Origin of the sequence: Rhodococcus sp. WWJCD1 (assembly GCF_002258735.1) — a bacterium.
Taxonomy (GTDB): Bacteria; Actinomycetota; Actinomycetes; order Mycobacteriales; family Mycobacteriaceae; genus Rhodococcoides.
In genome coordinates, this window is sequence record NZ_NOXY01000003.1 from 33,236 (window position 1) to 50,907 (window position 17,672).

Genomic DNA, 17,672 nt, shown 5'->3' on the forward strand with positions numbered 1-17,672 from the left:
TCAGCTCTCAGCTGCGGTGCGCTCGGCGCGCTCGACGACGTTGGTGAGCAGGAAGGCTCGCGTCAGAGGTCCGACACCACCGGGGTTGGGCGAGAGGAAACCTGCTACCTCGGCAACACCGTCGGCGACGTCCCCGCGTAATCCGTCCTCGGTGCGGGTCACACCGACATCGAGGACGGCAGCACCGGGCTTGACCATGTCCGCGGTGATCAATCCCGGAACTCCGGCGGCGGCAACGACGATGTCGGCGCGGGAGACCTCGGCGGCAAGATCGCGAGTTCCTGTGTGGCACAACGTCACCGTGGCGTTCTCCGACCGTCTCGTGAGCAACAGCCCGATAGGCCGACCGACCGTGACGCCGCGGCCGATGACCACCGCGTGCGCACCGTCGAGGGCCACGTCGTAACGACGCAGCAGGTGCACGATCCCGCGAGGGGTACACGGCAGCGCAGCGTCCTTACCGAGCACCAAACGGCCCAGGTTGATCGGATGTAGGCCGTCGGCGTCCTTGTCCGGATCGATCCGCTCCAGAGCAGCATTCTCGTCGAGATGCTTCGGCAGCGGCAGCTGCACGATGTATCCGGTGCACTCGGGGTTGGCGTTGAGTTCGTCGATCACTGCTTCGAGATCCGACTGGGTGATGTCCGCGGGCAGATCGCGACGAATCGAGGTGATCCCGACCTTGGCGCAGTCGTTGTGCTTGCCTCGGACGTACGCCGCAGAACCCGGGTCGTCTCCCACCAGGACAGTAGCCAGTCCTGGGGTTATGCCTTTCTCACGGAGCGCTGCCACGCGGGCGGTGAGATCGACGAATATCTCGTCACGGGTCGCTTTGCCATCGAGAATCGTTGCAGTCACCCGGCCATTGTTCCAGGCTCGAGGTCGACCGCGCCGCGCCGGTCCGAAGACCGCGTCAACCCTCCACGACGAGACCGTGCGCTCCGGCGTATGCCACGGCCTGCATCAGCTCGATCTTGGCACCCCGCACACTCGCGCTCACCCACAGGGACGGATCGGCGACGGCTCCGCGCAGGTCGGCCTCGTCGAACTTGGCGTCGACGGTGCGGGCTCCAGCGAAGTCGACCGAGCGCACTGTTGCTTTCCGAAAATCTGCAGACACCAGGTTCGCCTCCCGCATCCGACACCCCGTGAGGTCGAGACCGCGCAGGTCGACGTTCCCCAACGCCGCGAGAGTGAAATCGACCTCGTCGTAGGTCGCGGGCCGCATCCGACTGTCCACGAACACCGAACCCATCATGGTCGAGTGACGAAATGTGCTGTGCTGCAAGTTCGTCCGAGTGAAGGTGCACGATCGAAATGCAGAATTCGTGTGGATCGATTCGGTCAGGTCGGTGCCGGTGAAATCGCATTCGGTGAACACGACCGACTCGGTTCGCACTCCACTCATGTCGGCATCGCGGAAGGTGCACCGGACGAATTGCCTGCCGTTCCACTCCTGCCCGTCCAATCGAGTGTCGGAAAAATCTTCACCGATGATCTGCTCGTCGTCCACCTGCCCCATACTTCCCCGGTTCGTGGTGGCAGAGTGAACCGGGTGTTTCGACTGATGTTCTTCGAGCCCCGAATCCCCCAGAACACCGGCAATGCAATTCGCCTGGTCGCCGGCACCGGATGCGAGCTGCACCTGGTGGGTCCGCTCGGCTTCGACATGTCCGAGCCGAAGCTCAAACGGGCCGGCTTGGACTACCACGATCTGGCGTCCGTCACCGTGCACCGAGACCTGCAGTCGGCCTGGTCGGCTCTGGCACCGACGCGAGTGTTCGCCTACACCGCCCACGCCACACGCTCGTACGCCGACGTTGCGTACGAGCCCGGCGATGTTCTCCTCTTCGGACCGGAACCCACAGGACTCCCCGACGAGGTCCTCGACGACCCGCACGTGAGCGACCGCCTTCGCATACCGATGATTCCCGGCCGTCGATCGCTCAACCTCGCCAACGCAGCGGCGGTGACGATGTACGAGGCATGGCGGCAACACGGGTACGAGGGCAGCGTCTGAGGAGTTTGCGTTCGAGTGCGCTCGAACCCCTAGCGTGCGTTTCATGACATCTGCAGCACAACGGACCGATTCACCACGTACCTGGCTCGTCACCGGAGCATCGTCCGGGTTGGGACGGGCGCTCACCGTAGCGGCCCTGGAAGCGGGCGACACCGTCGTCGCGGCCATGCGACGCCCCGAACGACTCGGCGACCTGATGGCCGAGTACCCGAAGTCGCTACTGCCCATAGCTTTCGACGTACGAGACACCGAGTCCGCGCCGACCGTCGTCGAGAGGGCGATCGATCGATTCGGACGGGTCGACGTACTCGTCAACAACGGCGGCGTCGGGCAGATCGGTGCGGCCGAGGAAATCGACGACGCACGACTGCGCGACATGCTCGAACAGCATGTCGTCGGACCCGCCGCCCTGACCAGGGCCGTACTGCCGGGAATGCGTGCGCGTCGCGCAGGAACGATCGTGCAGATGAGTAGCCAGGGCGGCCGCATCTCATTCCCTGGAGCCGGTTCCTACTCGGCTGGAAAATTTGCACTGGAGGGTTGGTCGGAGGCACTGGCCGGCGAGGTCGCACCGTTCGGGATTCGAGTTCTGATCGTCGAGCCGAGTCGCTTTCGGACCGGTTTCAACAGTGCCGACGTACTCGAGCGCGCTGCGTCCACAGATGCGTACGCCGACGCTCTCGGCGCGATGAGAACCGACATGCTCGCCGCGAACGGACGACAGGAAGGTGATCCTCACCGCGCGGCGCGAATCATCCGTGACCTGGTCGAGGCCGACTCGGCTCCCCTTCGTATTCCGCTGGGACGCGAGGCCGTCGGACGGCTGCGCGAGTCCTACCGGCGGGAGCTCGCCTCACTCGAGACCCATGCCGAGGCGAGTGCCGGTGCGGATTTCCCGGGTGTTCCCGAATCTGTCCGGCCGGTCTGACACCGCTCGCCGGACTATCTTCTGTACTCATGGCGACGACGGACTTGATGAACAGGGCGCTGGCAGGCGCGGCGGATTCGGACGCACCGCTGACCGTCGAACTGGTACACGAGCTGATCGAGCCCGGAGAGCTCTCCGAACCACTCGGCATCTCAGAGGTTTCCGAGTTGCTCGATATCTCCGCACACACCCTTCGGTACTACGAACGGTGCGGTCTGATCGAGGTGGCCCGCGACGGGCTCGACCATCGCAGCTACGACAACGTAGCCATTCGTAGACTCGTGTTTCTCACCCGCATGCGGCTGTCGGGAATGCCGATGCGCGACTTGCAGCACTACGTCGAGCTCGTCGACGGCGGAGAGCACACCGTTCCGGAACGACTCGACATGCTCGTCGAGCATCGAGACACCGTTCGACGCCGCATCCGCGAACTGCAGCTCTCGCTGGTGGCAACCGAATACAAGATTGCTACGTACGGCGGTACAACCGGTCCCTGACGCCGCGAGGTCAGGCCGAAGCCCGGACCGGTTCGGGCGTGCCACCCCTCCCTCGGACGCGAAATCAATTGTGAGCGTCGATAAATGGGCAGACCGTTCTTCTGTGACAACGAACCGTCACACGTGCCCCCACGGCTCGACACTGACGATCCGGTCTCGATGAGATCGGCAGTGTTCGACGCGTCTTCGCCACAGCGGCGGGCGGTAGCTGTCGGTAACGATTTCCTTGCGATCGGCGGGCATCGGCGCTTGCGCCCCCGCCCCGCCGAGTACCGACTCGGGCGTGACGGACAACCCTGATGCGAACACCGAAATATCAAGCGAAGGAACAGAATTCGATTTATCGACCGAAGCAAAGGACAGTGCCGCGAACGCACCACCGGCGGCCACGACAGCTCCGGCAAGGGTACGCAAAACCGGACTTCCACGACGATTCATTCCCGGATGTCGGCGGCACCGTTACACAAACCGAGCAGGTTGCTGCCGTGAACGACTCGAGCGGGGTACCGTGTGCCGCACCGACCCGTTTCGCTCGTGAAGGAGCTTTCTGTTGTTCTCTGTTTCCCATCCCCGCCGTTCTTCGTCCTCCTCCTCCACCACGCGCACGTCGAGTCGGTTCGGTAGCCGAATTGCCCGCACCGCAGCAATATTCGCCCTCGGCTCAGGAATGACCGCCGCGGCGCTGGTGGGTGCCGGCACCGCGTCGGCTGCCCCCGTCAACTGCGTGTCTCCGCCCTCGGCCAACGACATCCAGGTCGACGGCACCGCCAGCTGCGGCGCCACCTCGGAGGGCACCGGCCGGGCCACCGCCGGTGCTGCTGACAGCGGTACCGCGGTCAGCGTCAACGACGGCCCAGGCGCAACGACCACCTACGCCAACGGATACGGCGTCGCACTCGGAGCCAGCAAGAATGCGGGTACGGCCTACGCTCTCGCGCTCGGCGGGGGCATCGCACACTCGTGGGCCGACGCCGGCCAAACGACTCTTGCCGTCGCCGGGTGGGGATCCGGTGCTACATCCGAAGGTCAGGGTGTCGATTGCGTCGGCCCGCTGTCTCTCGCTCTGAATCTTTCCAGCGGCCAGTTCTGCGTCCTCGGTAGCTGATCTTCGGGGACACGATCTCCCGTCGTCGAACGGAGCCGATTACCCGCAGCTACTGCTCGAGGTAATCGGCTCCGCCGACGTAGACGACATACCCTGATTTTTCGATCGGATCGGCGCATGCTGCCACCACAGCCGTAGCGAATTCGGCGACTGTAGGAAGCGCACCGTGTGCGGTACGAGCGGCCACCGCGTCGGGGTTGCGGCGTTCCAGCAGAGTGACGACGATCGTGCCCTCGATCATGTCGCCCGAGACGACGACCAATTCGATGCCTCGACTCTCGAAGTGGGGAATCGAGTCGCGCAGGGCGTCTTCTCCTGCACGCTTGCTGGCGGCAATGGGCTCGTACTCGACAGGCACCGGCTTTCGGCCGTGAAAATGCGCCTGATGACTGGTGAGGAACACGATGCGCGAGCCGGGCTTCATCCGACCAGTGGCCGCGCGAGCCAATGCAACCTGGGCGTCGCGGTTGATGCTCATCGCGTAGCCGGGATCGGCACCGAGCTCGAGTCCACCGGATGCGCTGAGCACCAGCACATCGAGAGCGCCGAACTCGGTGACAACCGAGTCGAGCATCGCCTCGATTGCGACTGGATCGGTGACGTCGGCTCCGACAGCCAGAGCTCGCCCCCCACCCTCCTCGATCGTTCGCACCACGGCGTCGGCCCTGCGCTTCTTCTCTCGGTAGTTCACTGCAACCATCGCACCTTCCGCACCCAGCTGCACCGCGGTTTCGGCTCCGATGCCACGGGATGCGCCGGTGATCAACACCGACTTTCCTGCCATACGTCGGGTCATCGACATCCTCCTCGAGCTTCGATTTTCGAACTGCTTCGATTTTCGAACTGCTTCGATTTTCGAACTGCTTCGATTTTCGAACCACTATGATGAAGCGCGATGGAAATGGCAAACGCACCCCGCCGATCGATGATGGCCGTGCTCGATCTCCTGGGGCAGCGATGGAACATGCGCATTTTGTGGGAACTACGCGACGGGCCGCTCGGGTTCCTCGAACTCAGGCGACGCACCGACGACATCTCGTCCAGCGTTCTCGCCACCCGACTGCGCACGCTCGTCGATGCGCGAGTGCTACTGAAAGACTCGGATGGGACCTATCGCCTGACCGAACTCGGCGACGAGCTGGGGCCGGCACTGGAACCACTATGGCAATGGGCGCAACGATGGGACGAAGGCAACGCGCCCGCCGACCGGCGACCCTGAGCAACTGCGTCGAACCCCTCACCCACCGCGCTCTGCTCCATCACCCCGACACTCTGGACTGGTCTGCGGAGTCGTGGACTCGCGCCGACCGGCATACTCGAAAAATGAGGAATTCGCGCGCGGCCGCTCGCCCGAGGGCGCTGTCGCTGCACGGCCGGATACGAGTGTTGACGATGAGTGTGGCGGCCCTCGCCGTAGCCGTGAGTGCTCTGGCGATCTATCTCGTTGCGGAGCAAGCCTTACGTTCGCAGATCATCGACCGCGTCGGCCGCAACAGCGACGCCATCATCGCCAGCGCGACATCCGGCCTGCCTGCCGGTTTGCTCGGCTTCGGCATCGAAGACACCGAGGGCACCAAGGTAAAAGTAGCGCTGGTGACGAGCGACGGCGCGTTGGTGACGTCGACGAACGGTAGCGAACCGTTCATCAACTCGGACGGCACCCTGGACGGCCCTGAAAAATCTGTCGTCGACGGTAGCGTCGATCGGTCGCTGCGTGAGGTCCGTGGCTACTACCTCTCGGCCCAACGCACCGACTCAGGCGCAACAATCATGGTGGCCGAATCGCTCAGCGAAGCGTCACCACTGCTCGCCAAGCTCACACTTGCACTCGTTATCGTCGGGGCATTCCTCGTAGCGCTGGCCGGTGTCGCCGGTGCCGCTGTTGCCCGAACCGGACTCCGACCGGTCCGACGCCTCCGTGCCGGCACCGAAAGAGTCGCCAGAACTGGAAGTTTCGAGCCGATCGACGTCAACGGAGACGACGAACTGGCCTCACTCGCCAACAGCTTCAACGAAATGTTGGCAGCGCTGTCGCGATCGCGAGAACGCCAAGGGCAGTTGATCGTCGATGCAGGTGCCGAACTGATGCAGCCGTTGACGGCACTGCGGACGAACATCGACCTACTGATGTCTCTCGACCGGCCCGACTCACCGGACATGCCCGAGGAAGAGCAGGATCGTCTGCGCGTCGAGGTGATCGCTCAGATGGATGTCATCATCGGGTTGGTGCACGATTTGGTCGACCATGCCCGGGAACCCGCGCCGACACCCCGCTGACACTCGATGCGACGCAGTCGAAGTCGATCGCTTCACGACGAGAGTCGCGCACCGGTCAGCTCTTCGGACGCTTCCCACAGCCGGCGTGCGTCGTCCATGTTGCGCAGTGGCTTCCACAGCCCGACCTCGGCCGGCGGTCCACCGATCAACCGGGTGGGACCGACGAACTGATCACCGCGCGAGGCTGTACCCGCCGCGGCGATAACGCCCGGTTGCGCGGCGCTGTCCACTGTTCCTGCGATGCCGACGCGGGCAAGACCACCGATGAGCCGTCTTCCCGCAGAATCTTTCGGACGCCCCAGACCTGGTTGGGCCGCAAGCAGATTGGTCGGTGAAATTCCGGGATGGGCCATGTTGCTGGTGATTCCCCACCCACCGGCCCTGCTGCGTGCGTCGAGTTCGCGGGCGAACAAGGCCACCGCGAGCTTCGACTGACTGTATGCCTTCATGACGTCGTAGGAACGCTCCCAGTTCAGGTCGTCCCAGTTGATGGCCCCCGATCGCGCCGCGATGCTCGTCTGATGGGTGACTCGAGCACGGCCTGCACGAAGAAGCGGCAGGAGAGCGAGGGTGAGTGCGAAATGACCGAGGTGGTTGGTTCCGAACTGCAGCTCGAATCCGTCCTGAGTGACTTGGCGCTCGGGTGGCTGCATGACTCCTGCATTGTTGACGAGCACATCGATCGGCCGTCCTTCGGAGACGAGCTGGCTCGCCAACGCTGCAACCGAATTCAGTGACGACAGGTCCAACTCGCGGGTGCTGACCTGCGCTCCGGGTACCGAAGCCCGGATCGACTCGACTGCGCGCTCCCCCTTGGCGGCAGAGCGCACCGGCATGACGACCTCTGCTCCGGCGCGCGCGAGCCGCGTCGCGATGACCGTGCCGATCCCGTCACTGGCTCCCGTGACGACGGCGCGCTTGCCGTTCAGGTCGGGGATGGATAGATCTGCGATGCGGCCCATATCAAGCTCCTCGGGTGTTGTGATCGTCCGGCTCGGACGTGCAGAACCCATGTTCGACTACCGTTTCGGGCTTATCCAGGACTTCCCGATCCACTGATACTCCGACACCCTGCACCGAGTCAGGACAGGACCTGTGTTCCCACCACCGCGAGCAGTTCCAATTTGGCGTAGCTCTCGCTGCCGGGTACTGCCGTGTACACCAACAGCCGATGCGCTTGCTCCGGGTCGAGAAGGGTCTGGCAGTTCAGTTGCAACATGCCGACCGTCGGGTGCAGGAACCGCTTGGACTCGGGTGGATGCACCCCCACTTCGCGCTTCTCCCACAGGGTTCGGAACTCCTCGCTGACCTCGTGCAGCTCGGCGGCCAGATGCGCTGCTGTCGAGTCCGGCCCGCGAAGAGTGACGATCTCGCGCAGCCCCGACGCATACACCCGAGACAGCACGGCACGCTCGTCGGGCGGGTACGACTGCTGGGTAGCGGGGTCGGTGAACCAGCGATATCCCAGACTCCGGTTCGGCCCGGTGCGCAACGACGCATCGCCGGTCAATGCCGCGCCCAGCGGCGTCTGGCGCAGAGTTTCACCGAGCTCGGACACGATCTCGGCGGGGGTGTCGTTCAGTCGGTCCAGTATCCGCAGCAATCCTGGGCTGATGTGGTCGGTCGAGATCCCGCGCACAGGAGGAGCGTGCCCGGCGAGGCGGAACACGTGATCACGCTCGCCCAGCGACAGATGCAAACCCTGCGCGATCGACGCAATCATCTGCTCCGACGGCGCCGGACCGGACCCACGTTCGAGCCGGGCGTAGTAGTCGGTCGACATATGGCACAGTTCGGCGACCTCCTCGCGTCGAAGGCCCTGCGTTCGCCTGCGCTGTCCACGTGGAAGGCCGATGTCCTCGGGCTGCAACGACTCACGCCGCTGCCGAAGAAAAGCGGCCAACTCCGGCCGATCGATCATCACAGACCTCCTTCCGTCGAATGCGGTTGGTGCTTCCGCAATTGTGCCCTCTCCACGGTGGCTATTGTCGAACGATGAGCGCTCCCTTGACCATCGTCACCGGTGGCAGCCGCGGGATCGGTGCCGCCGTGTCCCGACGGTTGGCTGCCGACGGGCACGATGTGGTGATCGGCTACCGTTCCGATGCCGTCGCTGCCGAGAGACTCGCCACCGAGTTGTCGACATCCGGCCGAACTGTGGTCGCGGTATGCGCCGACACCACCGACGAGCAGGCGGTCTCCGCCCTGTTCGCCGCGGCCGCGGAGATCGGCACCCTCACCGGATTGGTGAACAACGCGGGCTCGGCACGCGCCGTCGGGATGCTGGTGGACAACGACATCGAGACCATCAGAGCAGACCTCGATGTCAACTTGATCGGGGTGATCACCTGCTGCAAATATGCGATCGCAGCGATGGCCGAATCGGGTGGAGCAATCGTCAACATGTCCTCTGCTGCCGCCACCCTCGGTAGCCCCGGAATGTACGTGCACTACGCGGCAGCCAAGGCTGCGGTCGATACACTGACCGTGGGTCTGTCCAAAGAGGTTGCCGCGCAAAATATTCGGGTCAATGCAGTGGCACCCGGAATCATCGAAACCGACTTCCACCGAGATCGACAACGGCCGCAGAAGATGGCGTCGAACATCCCCCTCGGTCGCCCAGGTGTGCCGGACGAGATTGCCGGTGCGGTGTCGTGGCTGCTCTCCGCCGATGCGCGGTACGCCACCGGAACCGTCGTTCGGGTGGCCGGCGGTATGTGAACGCCTCGGCTGCCACTAACGAGGTGCGATGCGGTGCAGTTCGACTTCGTCGAGCGCCCCGTTCTCGGCAACGGCCGTCATGTAGGTGCAGAACGGTTGCCGACGCCGATCCGTAGGAGATCCAGGGTTGAGCAGCCGTAGACCGTTGTCCGCGAAGGTGTCCCACGGTATGTGACTGTGCCCGAACACGAGGACGTCCGTCTCCGGGTATGCCGCCGCCATGCGTCGTTCACGGCCCGTCGCGGCACCGGTCTCGTGCACCACGGTGAACCGAACTCCGCCGAGCAAGACGTCGGCGCGCTCGGGCATCAGAGCCCGCAACTCGTCACCGTCGTTGTTCCCCCAGCACGCGACCAGAGAACGCGACCGCTGCGACAGTGCCTCGAACGATGCGAGGTCCACCCAATCACCGGCATGGATCACGACATCTGCGTCGTCGACAGCCGACCACACTTCGTCGGGCAGGTCGCGAGCACGCTTCGGGAGATGAGTGTCGGCAATCAGCAGCAGCTTCACCACTCGATTGTGCACGCGAGAGGTGCGGCCCGGTCAACGAAAGTCCCTCGACCTGGATGCGACTCGCAGATCCATCAGTTGCAGATGGTCTGCCACCACGGTCACCGCGCCCTCCGCGTTCTGCACTTTGCCTCGAATGAGCAACGCCGGAGCCGTGATTGCCAACTTGCGGTACTTGGCCCACAATCCCACCGAGCACACCACGTTGACCATGCCGGTTTCGTCCTCGAGGTTGATGAACGTGACGCCTCCTGCCGTGGCAGGACGCTGGCGATGCGTCACCGCACCACCCACGAGGACTCGGTCTCCATCGGGGATCTGCAGCAGCCGATTCGCAGGAACCACCCCGAGAGATTCGAGCCGATCTCGAAAGAATTGGGTGGGGTAGGAATTCGGCGAGACCCCGGTTGCCCAGACATCGGCCGACGCCAGATCGAGGTCCGTCATACCCGGCAGCGCAGGCGCTTTCGTCGACGCGCCGATGCCGGGGAGAAGACCAGGCCGCTCCCCCGCGGCCGCGCCGGCAGCCCACAACGCCTCTCGACGTGTGATGCCGAAACACCCCAGTGCGCCGGCCGTGGCCAGTGCTTCCGCCTGCGCAACCGACAGTTCGACACGACCGGTCAGATCCGGGAACGAGGCGTACGGCCCGTGCGAGTTCCGGGCATCGACGATCTTCTGAGCCAGCGCGGTACCGATGAACTTCACATCGGCCAACCCCATGCGAATCTCGAGGCCGCCTCCCTCGAGATTCGCATGACCGAGACTGGCGTTCACGTCGGCACCGTGCACCAGCACGCCGTGCCGCCTGGCATCGGCGACCAAGGACTGCGGTGAGTAGAAACCCATCGGCTGCGCGCGCAACAAGCCTGCACAGAAGGCAGCAGGATGATGCAACTTGAACCACGACGAATAGAAGACCAACGAGGCAAAACTCTGCGAATGACTCTCGGGGAAGCCGAAATTGGCGAATGCCGACAGCTTTTCGTAGATGCGGTCGGCAGCCTCACCGGTGATGCCGTGCAGATCGCGCATTCCATCGTAGAACCGCCCGCGCAGCAGCTCCATCTTCTCCGGTGATCGCTTCGATCCCATGGCACGACGCAATTGGTCTGCGTCGGCGGCACTGAAACCGGCGACATCGATGGCCATCTGCATCAGCTGTTCCTGGAACAGCGGAACTCCGAGAGTTCGATCGAGTGCCTTCTTGAGCGACGGGTGCTCGAAGATCACCGGCTCCAACCCGTTGCGACGCTTGATGTACGGGTGTACCGAACCACCCTGGATCGGACCGGGACGGATCAGGGCGACCTCGACCACCAGATCGTAGAAGTTACGTGGCTTGAGCCTCGGCAGAGTGGCCATCTGCGCGCGGGATTCGACCTGGAACACCCCCACCGAATCGGCTCGTTGAAGCATCTCGTACACCTCGGGCTCGGACAGGTCGATCGAGGCGAGGTCGATGTCGATGCCCTTGTGCTCGGCGATCAGGTCCATCATGTAGTGCAGAGCCGAGAGCATGCCCAGCCCGAGCATGTCGAACTTCACCAAACCCACTGCAGCACAATCGTCTTTGTCCCACTGCAGCACACTGCGATTCTCCATCGTCGCCCACTCCACCGGGCAGACATCTGCGATCGGCCGATCGCAGATCACCATGCCGCCGGAGTGAATGCCGAGGTGCCGCGGGAACCCCTCGATCTGCCGCGCGAGTTGGAGAACCGACTCGGGAATACCGTCACCTTCCTGATCACCGATTCCGGACCAGCGGGTGATCTGCTTGCTCCACGCGTCCTGTTGCCCCTGCGAGAAGCCGAGTGCGCGGGCCATGTCTCGTACCGAGGACTTGCCGCGGTAGGTGATGACGTTGGCCACCTGAGCGGCATGGGTACGGCCGTACTTGGCGTAGACGTGCTGGATCGCCTCCTCGCGGCGATCCGATTCGATGTCGATGTCGATATCGGGTGGGCCGTCGCGTTCGGGTGCCAGGAACCGCTCGAACAGCAGCTTGTTGGCTACCGGGTCGACGTTGGTGATGCCGATGGCGTAGCAGACAGCAGAGTTCGCTGCCGAACCTCTTCCCTGACAGAGGATGTCGTGTGTCTTGCAGAAATGGACGATGTCGTGGACCACCAGAAAGTAGCCGGGGAACTCGAGCCGCTCGATGATGTCGAGTTCGTATTCGAGCTGCGAATACGCCGCCGGATTCGCCGATTGCGGGCCATAGCGTCGGGCCGCGCCCTCGAACGTGAGTCGCCGCAGATAACTGATCTCGGTGTAACCGTCGGGCACCTCGAACGGCGGCAGGCGTGGCGCGATCAGTTTCAGATCGAACGAGCACTCACGACCGAGCTCGACGGCACCGCGTACCGCGCCCGGATAGTGCTCGAACAATTCGGCCATCTCCGCCCCGGACCGAAGATGTGCGCCGCCCGTCGGTGCCATCCAACCGGCGGCCTCGTCCAAGCTGCTGCGCGCACGTACCGCAGCCATTGCCATGGCCAACCTCCTGCTGCGCGGACTCGCGTAGTGCGCGGCCGTGGTCGCGATCATCGGAAGGCTGTACTTGCGAGCCAGTGCCGCGAGCGCATCGTTGCGCTCGTCGTCGTCGGCAACTCCGTGCCGGGTGAGTTCGACGGTCACGCGGTCGGGACCGAAGCGGTCGACGAGAGTGCGCAGTGCGGCCTCGGCCGCCTCCGGACCACCGCGCGAGAGTGCCTGCCGAACATGACCCTTCCGGCAACCGGTGAGAATCTGCCAGTGCCCGCCTGCAGCTTCGGTGAGCTCGTCGATGTCGTACTGCGGCTTGCCTTTGACCCCACCGGCCAGGTGCGCGGCCGCGATCCGACGCGAGAGCCGTCGATACCCCTCTTGACCGCGGGCGAGCACCAACAGATGAGTGCCGTCGGGGTCGGTTGCTCCGGCCCTGGATCGGTCGCTGTCGAGCGATAGTTCGGCACCGAACACGGTTCCGATGCCGAGAGCTCTGGCCGCCTCTGCGAAGCGAACGACTCCGTAGAAACCGTCGTGATCGGTGATGGCGATGGATTCGAGGCCGAGGCGTACCGCTTCTTCGACCATCTCCTCCGGCTGCGAGGCACCGTCGAGAAAGCTGAACGCCGAGTGCGCATGCAATTCTGCATACGGCGTCGTGGACAGCACGGGCTTGTCGATGGTGCGGTCGTAGACGTCCCTCTTTCGCGACCACGCCGGGCTGTCGCCGCCGTCGCCCTCGGCCGCAGGCTTGGGACGTCCGGACAGGACGCGCTCCATCTCCGACCACGTGGGTGGTCCGTCGTTCCATCCCATCGAGCCCTCCCCACACCACATCGCCGTTGCATCGAACACTTGTTCTAATGAGAGCACGAGGGTCCGACACGATCAACTACAGTCGAGTCGCCACTGACCCCTTCCACAGAGCCGGAGCACCGTCGTGACCCGTTGGGCCTCGTTCGTCGTATCGCACAAACGATGGGTGCTGGCAGTCGTCGTTGCCGTCGTCGCCGTCGGCGGGGTGTTGGGACTGAGCGTCTTCTCGAAACTGAGCGAGGGCGGCTACGCCGACGCCGGCAGTGAGTCGTCCGAGGTGGCGCGGCTGGTGCAGGGCATCGGTCAGCCGACACCGGATATCGTGGCGATCTACACCGCACCCGACGGCGAAACGATCGACGACATCGGGCCCCGAGTACAGGCGACGCTCGACGAGTTCACCGGTCGATACACCCTCGGCAACGTGAATTCGTACTGGACCGCAGACCCGGTCAGCAAAGAATTCCTGGTCTCGAAGGACCGAACGAAGGCGCTGGTGACGGTATCCCTCGGCGCCAACTCGGGCGTCACGTTCAATACCTTCGGCGAACTTCCGCCCCAGCTCGAAGTGCCCGGCGTCGAATCGCAGTTCGCCGGAGCGTCGGTGGTCGGAGTTTCGCTCAGTGAGACCCTCGAAAGCGACCTCGTCCGCTCGGAGCTCATCGCTGTTCCCATCACACTGCTGCTGCTGATCTTCATCTTCGGCGGCGTGATCGCCGCGGCGGTTCCGGTGTTCGTCGGCATCCTGAGCGTGCTCAGCTCCCTGGCGATCCTGCGTGTACTCACCGAGTTCACCGAAGTAAGTTCGTTCTCGATCAACGTGGCGTCTCTGTTGGGGCTCGGCCTGGCCATCGACTACGGATTGTTCATCGTCAGCAGGTTCCGCGAGGAATTGCGAAGCGGGTCGACGTCGGTCGACGCGACCGTCCGCACCGTCGCCACTGCAGGCAAGACCGTCGTCTTCTCGGGACTGCTGTTGGTCTGCGCGTTCGCCGGCATGCTCGTCTTCCCCCAAGCGGTGATCCGGTCCCTCGGATTCGGTGCCATGGCCGCGGTGGCGAGCGCCGCGGCCCTGTCACTGACCGTCGTTCCGGCACTGCTCGCAATTCTCGGCACCCGAATCAATTCCTGGACCTGGTCACGCACCGCGTCCGATCGCAGCGATGCACGCGCACACAAGTTCTGGGGTGGTGTGGTCACCCGTGTGATGAAGCATCCGGGGATCGTCGCAGCCGTCATCGTCGCGGGGTTGCTGATCATCGCCACCCCGATCCTCAAGGTCTCGCTCGGCGAGGTCGACTACACGGCGTTGCCGAAAGACAACCCTGCGCGCATGGCGTTCGAGACACTCGGTGCCGACTTCGAGTCGACCGGTGACGGTGCCACCGTCGTTCTTCGTGGCCTGGACGGCGTCAAGCCTCAGGGCGCACCCATTGCGGCTCTGACTTCGGCTGTGGAATCCACGCCCGGTATCGCCCGCGCCGAATTCATCGGTTCCAAAGACGATTTCGTGACCCTCGAGGCGGCCTACAGTGAACCGACCGGTGGACTGACCGAGGCCGAATCCCAATCCGACTCAGTGTCTGCATTGCGCTCGATCACCCCTCCGGACGGGACCGAGATCCTCGTCGGTGGCAGTCGCGCGAACATCGACGACGGAAATGCGGCCATTGCGAAGTGGCTACCGGTGATGATCGCGATCATGGTGGTCTCGACGTTGGTACTGCTGTTCCTGGCGTTCGGCTCGATCGTGTTGCCGATCAAGGCCGTACTGATGGCAGGGCTGAGCTTGGGCGCGACATTCGGTGCCCTGACGTGGGTGTTTCAGGAAGGCCACGGGGCAGGACTGATCGGCGTCACTCAAGGACCACTCGAATCGACGTTCGTGGTCCTCATCCTCGCGGTCATCTTCGGCTTGTCGACCGACTACGAAGTGTTCCTGATGTCTCGCATGGTCGAAGCTCGCGCGGCGGGAGCGAGCACCGAAGAAGCCGTTGTCTTCGGTGCTCAGCGCACCGGACGTATCGTCACCGCCGCAGCGCTGATTCTGATCGTGGTCACCGGAGCGTTCACCATCTCGGGTCTGTCGATCATGAAGTTTCTCGGCTTCGGCGTCATTCTCGCCCTGATCATCGACGCCACCATCATCCGCATGCTGCTGGTTCCGTCCTTGGTCAAGCTCATGGGTGAGGCCAATTGGTGGGCTCCGGCATGGATGAAGAAAGTGCACGACAAGGCCGGTATAGGCCACTAGCCCAGGAACTTACTTCGGAGTAAGGTCGGCTCGCATGGCGAACTACATCGTGACCGGCGGTACCGGGTTTCTCGGTAAGAACGTCCTACCCCGACTGCTGGAGCGCGACGCGAACGCCGTGATCCACGTGCTGGTGCGTCCGAACTCGGTGGCTCGCCTCGAGCGACATGCACAGCAGCTCGAGGGCGGCGACCGGATTCGTCCGTTGATCGGCGATCTCACCGAGCCCGAACTCGGACTCTCCGACGTGCCGTCCGACATCGACCACATCCTCCATCTCGGTGCCGTCTACGACCTGACCGCAGGCGACGAGCAGGCACCGACCAATGTCGCCGGAACCTCCTCGGTCATCGGCCTGGCCGAGAAGACCGGCGCTCGGCTGCATCACATCTCGTCGATCGCCGTTGCCGGAGACCACCGAGGAACGTTTTCCGAGAACGATTTCGACCTCGGCCAGAGGTTCCCGACGGCCTATCACCGCACCAAGTTCGAATCCGAGAAATTGGTACGCGACAGCACCGCGGACTGGCGGGTCTACCGGCCTGCCGCGATCATCGGGCATTCGGAGACCGGAGCCATCGACAAGATCGACGGCCCGTACTACTTCTTTCCATTCTTTGCACAACTGGCCAAGCTGCCCTCCGTGCTACCGATCACGGTGCCGAAGATGGGCGCTACCAACCTGGTACCGGTCGACTACGTCGCCGACGCCATCGTCGAGCTCGTACATCGAGACACCTCCCCCGGCAGCGTGTTCCATCTGGTCAATCCGACGCCTCAGTCGATGTCAGAGGTCTATGCCGCGTTCTCGTCGGCTGCCGGATCTCGCGCGAGAATCGTCGACGTACCCGGAGCGTTGGTCGCTCCGGTCGTCTCCCCCAAGTCCAGGGCGGTACGAAAGCAGCGCAATGCCGCCCTCCGTGATCTCGGCGTCCCACCGGTCATGCTCGATCACCTGACGCTGCCCACGGTGTTCGAGTCGGCAGCGACGCAGAAAGCGTTGCAGGGCAGCTCGATCACGCCGCCGCCACTGCGTACGTACGCAGATCGCGTGTGGACGTACTGGCAGAAGAATTTCGATCCCAAGCGCAACCGCCGAAACGACCCACGCGGGCCGTTGTTCGGCCGTCACATCGTCATCACCGGTGGCTCGTCCGGCATCGGCCGAGCCAGTGCCGAGGCGGCTGCCCGCAAGGGCGCGGTGGTCATTCTGCTCGCGCGCGGCCAGGATCAGCTCGACGAGGTGGTCGAGCACATCCGCGAATCGGGCGGCACCGCCTACGGCTACCCGTGCGATGTCACCGACAGCGAATCGGTGGATCAGACCGTGAAAACCGTTCTGAGCGAACACGGTCACGTCGACATGCTGGTGAACAGCGCCGGTCGATCCATCCGCCGGTCACTCTATCGATCCACCGATCGGTTGCACGACTACGAACGCACCATGGCCGTCAACTACTTCGGGGCGATTCGATTGGTACTGGCGTTGCTGCCACACATGCGCGAACGTCAGTTCGGGCACGTCGTCAATATCTCCAGCGCTGCGGTCCTGGGACACCCTCCTCGATTCTCGGCCTACGTGGCCAGCAAGGCCGCGCTCGACGGCTTCACCGATGTTGCTGCCGCAGAAACACTCTCGGACGGAATCACCTACACCACCATCCACATGCCCCTGGTGGACACCCCGATGATCACTCCGACGGGCGACAAGAACGTCGGCCCAGTGTTCTCACCCGAAAAGGCAGGGGCGATGGTGATCCGCGCGCTGAGCGACAAGCCCAAACGCATCGACACACCGCTGGGAACGCTCGGACAATTCGGAGCCATCTTCGCCCCCAAGGGTAAAGACCGCACGATGCACCAGCACTACCGCACGTTCGCCGAATCCGCGGCGGCCAAGGGCGAGGTGGCAACACCCATCGAGGACGGGACGGTGCCCTATCGAGTCCGCCCCTACGATCCGAAAGCTCCGACCGCACGCATCGGCAAAGTTGTCCGGCGTGTCGGGAGATTGGTTCCCGGCACCAGTTGGTGAGGTGTGTGGT

At 63.9% G+C, this 17,672-nt stretch carries 16 protein-coding genes; 9 read left to right on the plus strand and 7 right to left on the minus strand.

What is annotated here, in order from left to right; all coding sequences use genetic code 11:
- Both CH286_RS00480 and CH286_RS00485 read right to left on the minus strand, forming a co-directional pair.
- Positions 1–858: a bifunctional methylenetetrahydrofolate dehydrogenase/methenyltetrahydrofolate cyclohydrolase gene (locus CH286_RS00480; protein WP_032404718.1), complete on the minus strand. Its 858-nt coding sequence runs from the start codon at positions 856–858 to the stop codon at positions 1–3.
- A gap of 55 nt (positions 859–913) precedes the next feature.
- Positions 914–1,522: a pentapeptide repeat-containing protein gene (locus CH286_RS00485; protein WP_037147888.1), complete on the minus strand. Its 609-nt coding sequence runs from the start codon at positions 1,520–1,522 to the stop codon at positions 914–916.
- 33 nt (positions 1,523–1,555) lie between these two features.
- On the opposite strand from CH286_RS00485, the gene CH286_RS00490 reads away from it, so the two are divergent.
- The 4 genes from CH286_RS00490 to CH286_RS00510 all read left to right on the plus strand — a co-directional run bounded on the left by CH286_RS00490 (position 1,556) and on the right by CH286_RS00510 (position 4,550).
- Positions 1,556–2,020 (plus strand): tRNA (cytidine(34)-2'-O)-methyltransferase, encoded by a 465-nt coding sequence (locus CH286_RS00490; protein ID WP_176458088.1) that lies wholly within the window; start codon positions 1,556–1,558, stop codon positions 2,018–2,020.
- 43 nt (positions 2,021–2,063) lie between these two features.
- Entirely contained in the window at positions 2,064–2,948 is an 885-nt protein-coding gene (locus CH286_RS00495) for an SDR family oxidoreductase (RefSeq protein ID WP_094608044.1), read from the plus strand.
- A 29-nt stretch (positions 2,949–2,977) separates the two neighbouring features.
- Positions 2,978–3,445 carry a MerR family transcriptional regulator gene (locus tag CH286_RS00500; protein WP_094608045.1) on the plus strand — a complete coding sequence of 156 codons (468 nt, stop codon included), beginning with the start codon at positions 2,978–2,980 and terminating at the stop codon, positions 3,443–3,445.
- Between the two features lie 550 nt (positions 3,446–3,995).
- Complete coding sequence (locus CH286_RS00510; RefSeq protein ID WP_032404713.1) at positions 3,996–4,550, plus strand: DUF6764 family protein; 555 nt, start codon at positions 3,996–3,998, stop codon at positions 4,548–4,550.
- A 49-nt stretch (positions 4,551–4,599) separates the two neighbouring features.
- Here the strand turns inward: CH286_RS00510 and CH286_RS00515 are convergent, their stop codons facing one another.
- Positions 4,600–5,346 carry an SDR family oxidoreductase gene (locus CH286_RS00515; RefSeq protein WP_217902894.1) on the minus strand — a complete coding sequence of 249 codons (747 nt, stop codon included), beginning with the start codon at positions 5,344–5,346 and terminating at the stop codon, positions 4,600–4,602.
- 99 nt (positions 5,347–5,445) lie between these two features.
- Between CH286_RS00515 and CH286_RS00520 the strand changes: the two genes are divergently transcribed.
- Entirely contained in the window at positions 5,446–5,769 is a 324-nt protein-coding gene (locus tag CH286_RS00520; RefSeq protein WP_032376810.1) for a winged helix-turn-helix transcriptional regulator, read from the plus strand.
- A gap of 104 nt (positions 5,770–5,873) precedes the next feature.
- Entirely contained in the window at positions 5,874–6,827 is a 954-nt protein-coding gene (locus tag CH286_RS00525) for a HAMP domain-containing protein (protein ID WP_032404710.1), read from the plus strand.
- A 32-nt stretch (positions 6,828–6,859) separates the two neighbouring features.
- Here the strand turns inward: CH286_RS00525 and CH286_RS00530 are convergent, their stop codons facing one another.
- Together CH286_RS00530 and CH286_RS00535 are read right to left on the minus strand one after the other, a co-directional pair.
- Positions 6,860–7,789 carry an SDR family oxidoreductase gene (locus CH286_RS00530; RefSeq protein WP_094608047.1) on the minus strand — a complete coding sequence of 310 codons (930 nt, stop codon included), beginning with the start codon at positions 7,787–7,789 and terminating at the stop codon, positions 6,860–6,862.
- A 119-nt stretch (positions 7,790–7,908) separates the two neighbouring features.
- The gene (locus CH286_RS00535) at positions 7,909–8,748 is read right to left on the minus strand and encodes a helix-turn-helix transcriptional regulator (RefSeq protein ID WP_032404708.1); all 840 of its coding nucleotides are present in this window, start codon (positions 8,746–8,748) and stop codon (positions 7,909–7,911) included.
- A 74-nt stretch (positions 8,749–8,822) separates the two neighbouring features.
- Between CH286_RS00535 and CH286_RS00540 the strand changes: the two genes are divergently transcribed.
- On the plus strand, positions 8,823–9,548 hold the full coding sequence (locus tag CH286_RS00540; RefSeq protein WP_037147874.1) for an SDR family NAD(P)-dependent oxidoreductase: 726 nt from the start codon (positions 8,823–8,825) through the stop codon (positions 9,546–9,548).
- 15 nt (positions 9,549–9,563) lie between these two features.
- Here CH286_RS00540 and CH286_RS00545 read toward each other — a convergent pair whose 3' ends face one another.
- Together CH286_RS00545 and CH286_RS00550 are read right to left on the minus strand one after the other, a co-directional pair.
- Positions 9,564–10,064: a metallophosphoesterase family protein gene (locus CH286_RS00545; RefSeq protein ID WP_037147969.1), complete on the minus strand. Its 501-nt coding sequence runs from the start codon at positions 10,062–10,064 to the stop codon at positions 9,564–9,566.
- A gap of 33 nt (positions 10,065–10,097) precedes the next feature.
- Positions 10,098–13,373 carry an error-prone DNA polymerase gene (locus tag CH286_RS00550; RefSeq protein ID WP_094608048.1) on the minus strand — a complete coding sequence of 1,092 codons (3,276 nt, stop codon included), beginning with the start codon at positions 13,371–13,373 and terminating at the stop codon, positions 10,098–10,100.
- Between the two features lie 124 nt (positions 13,374–13,497).
- Here CH286_RS00550 and CH286_RS00555 point away from each other — a divergent pair, with 124 nt between their 5' ends.
- Positions 13,498–15,627: an MMPL family transporter gene (locus CH286_RS00555; RefSeq protein WP_094608049.1), complete on the plus strand. Its 2,130-nt coding sequence runs from the start codon at positions 13,498–13,500 to the stop codon at positions 15,625–15,627.
- A gap of 34 nt (positions 15,628–15,661) precedes the next feature.
- Positions 15,662–17,662, plus strand: coding sequence for an SDR family oxidoreductase (locus CH286_RS00560; RefSeq protein WP_094608050.1), 2,001 nt, complete (start codon positions 15,662–15,664; stop codon positions 17,660–17,662).
- Positions 17,663–17,672: the final 10 nt, after the last annotated feature.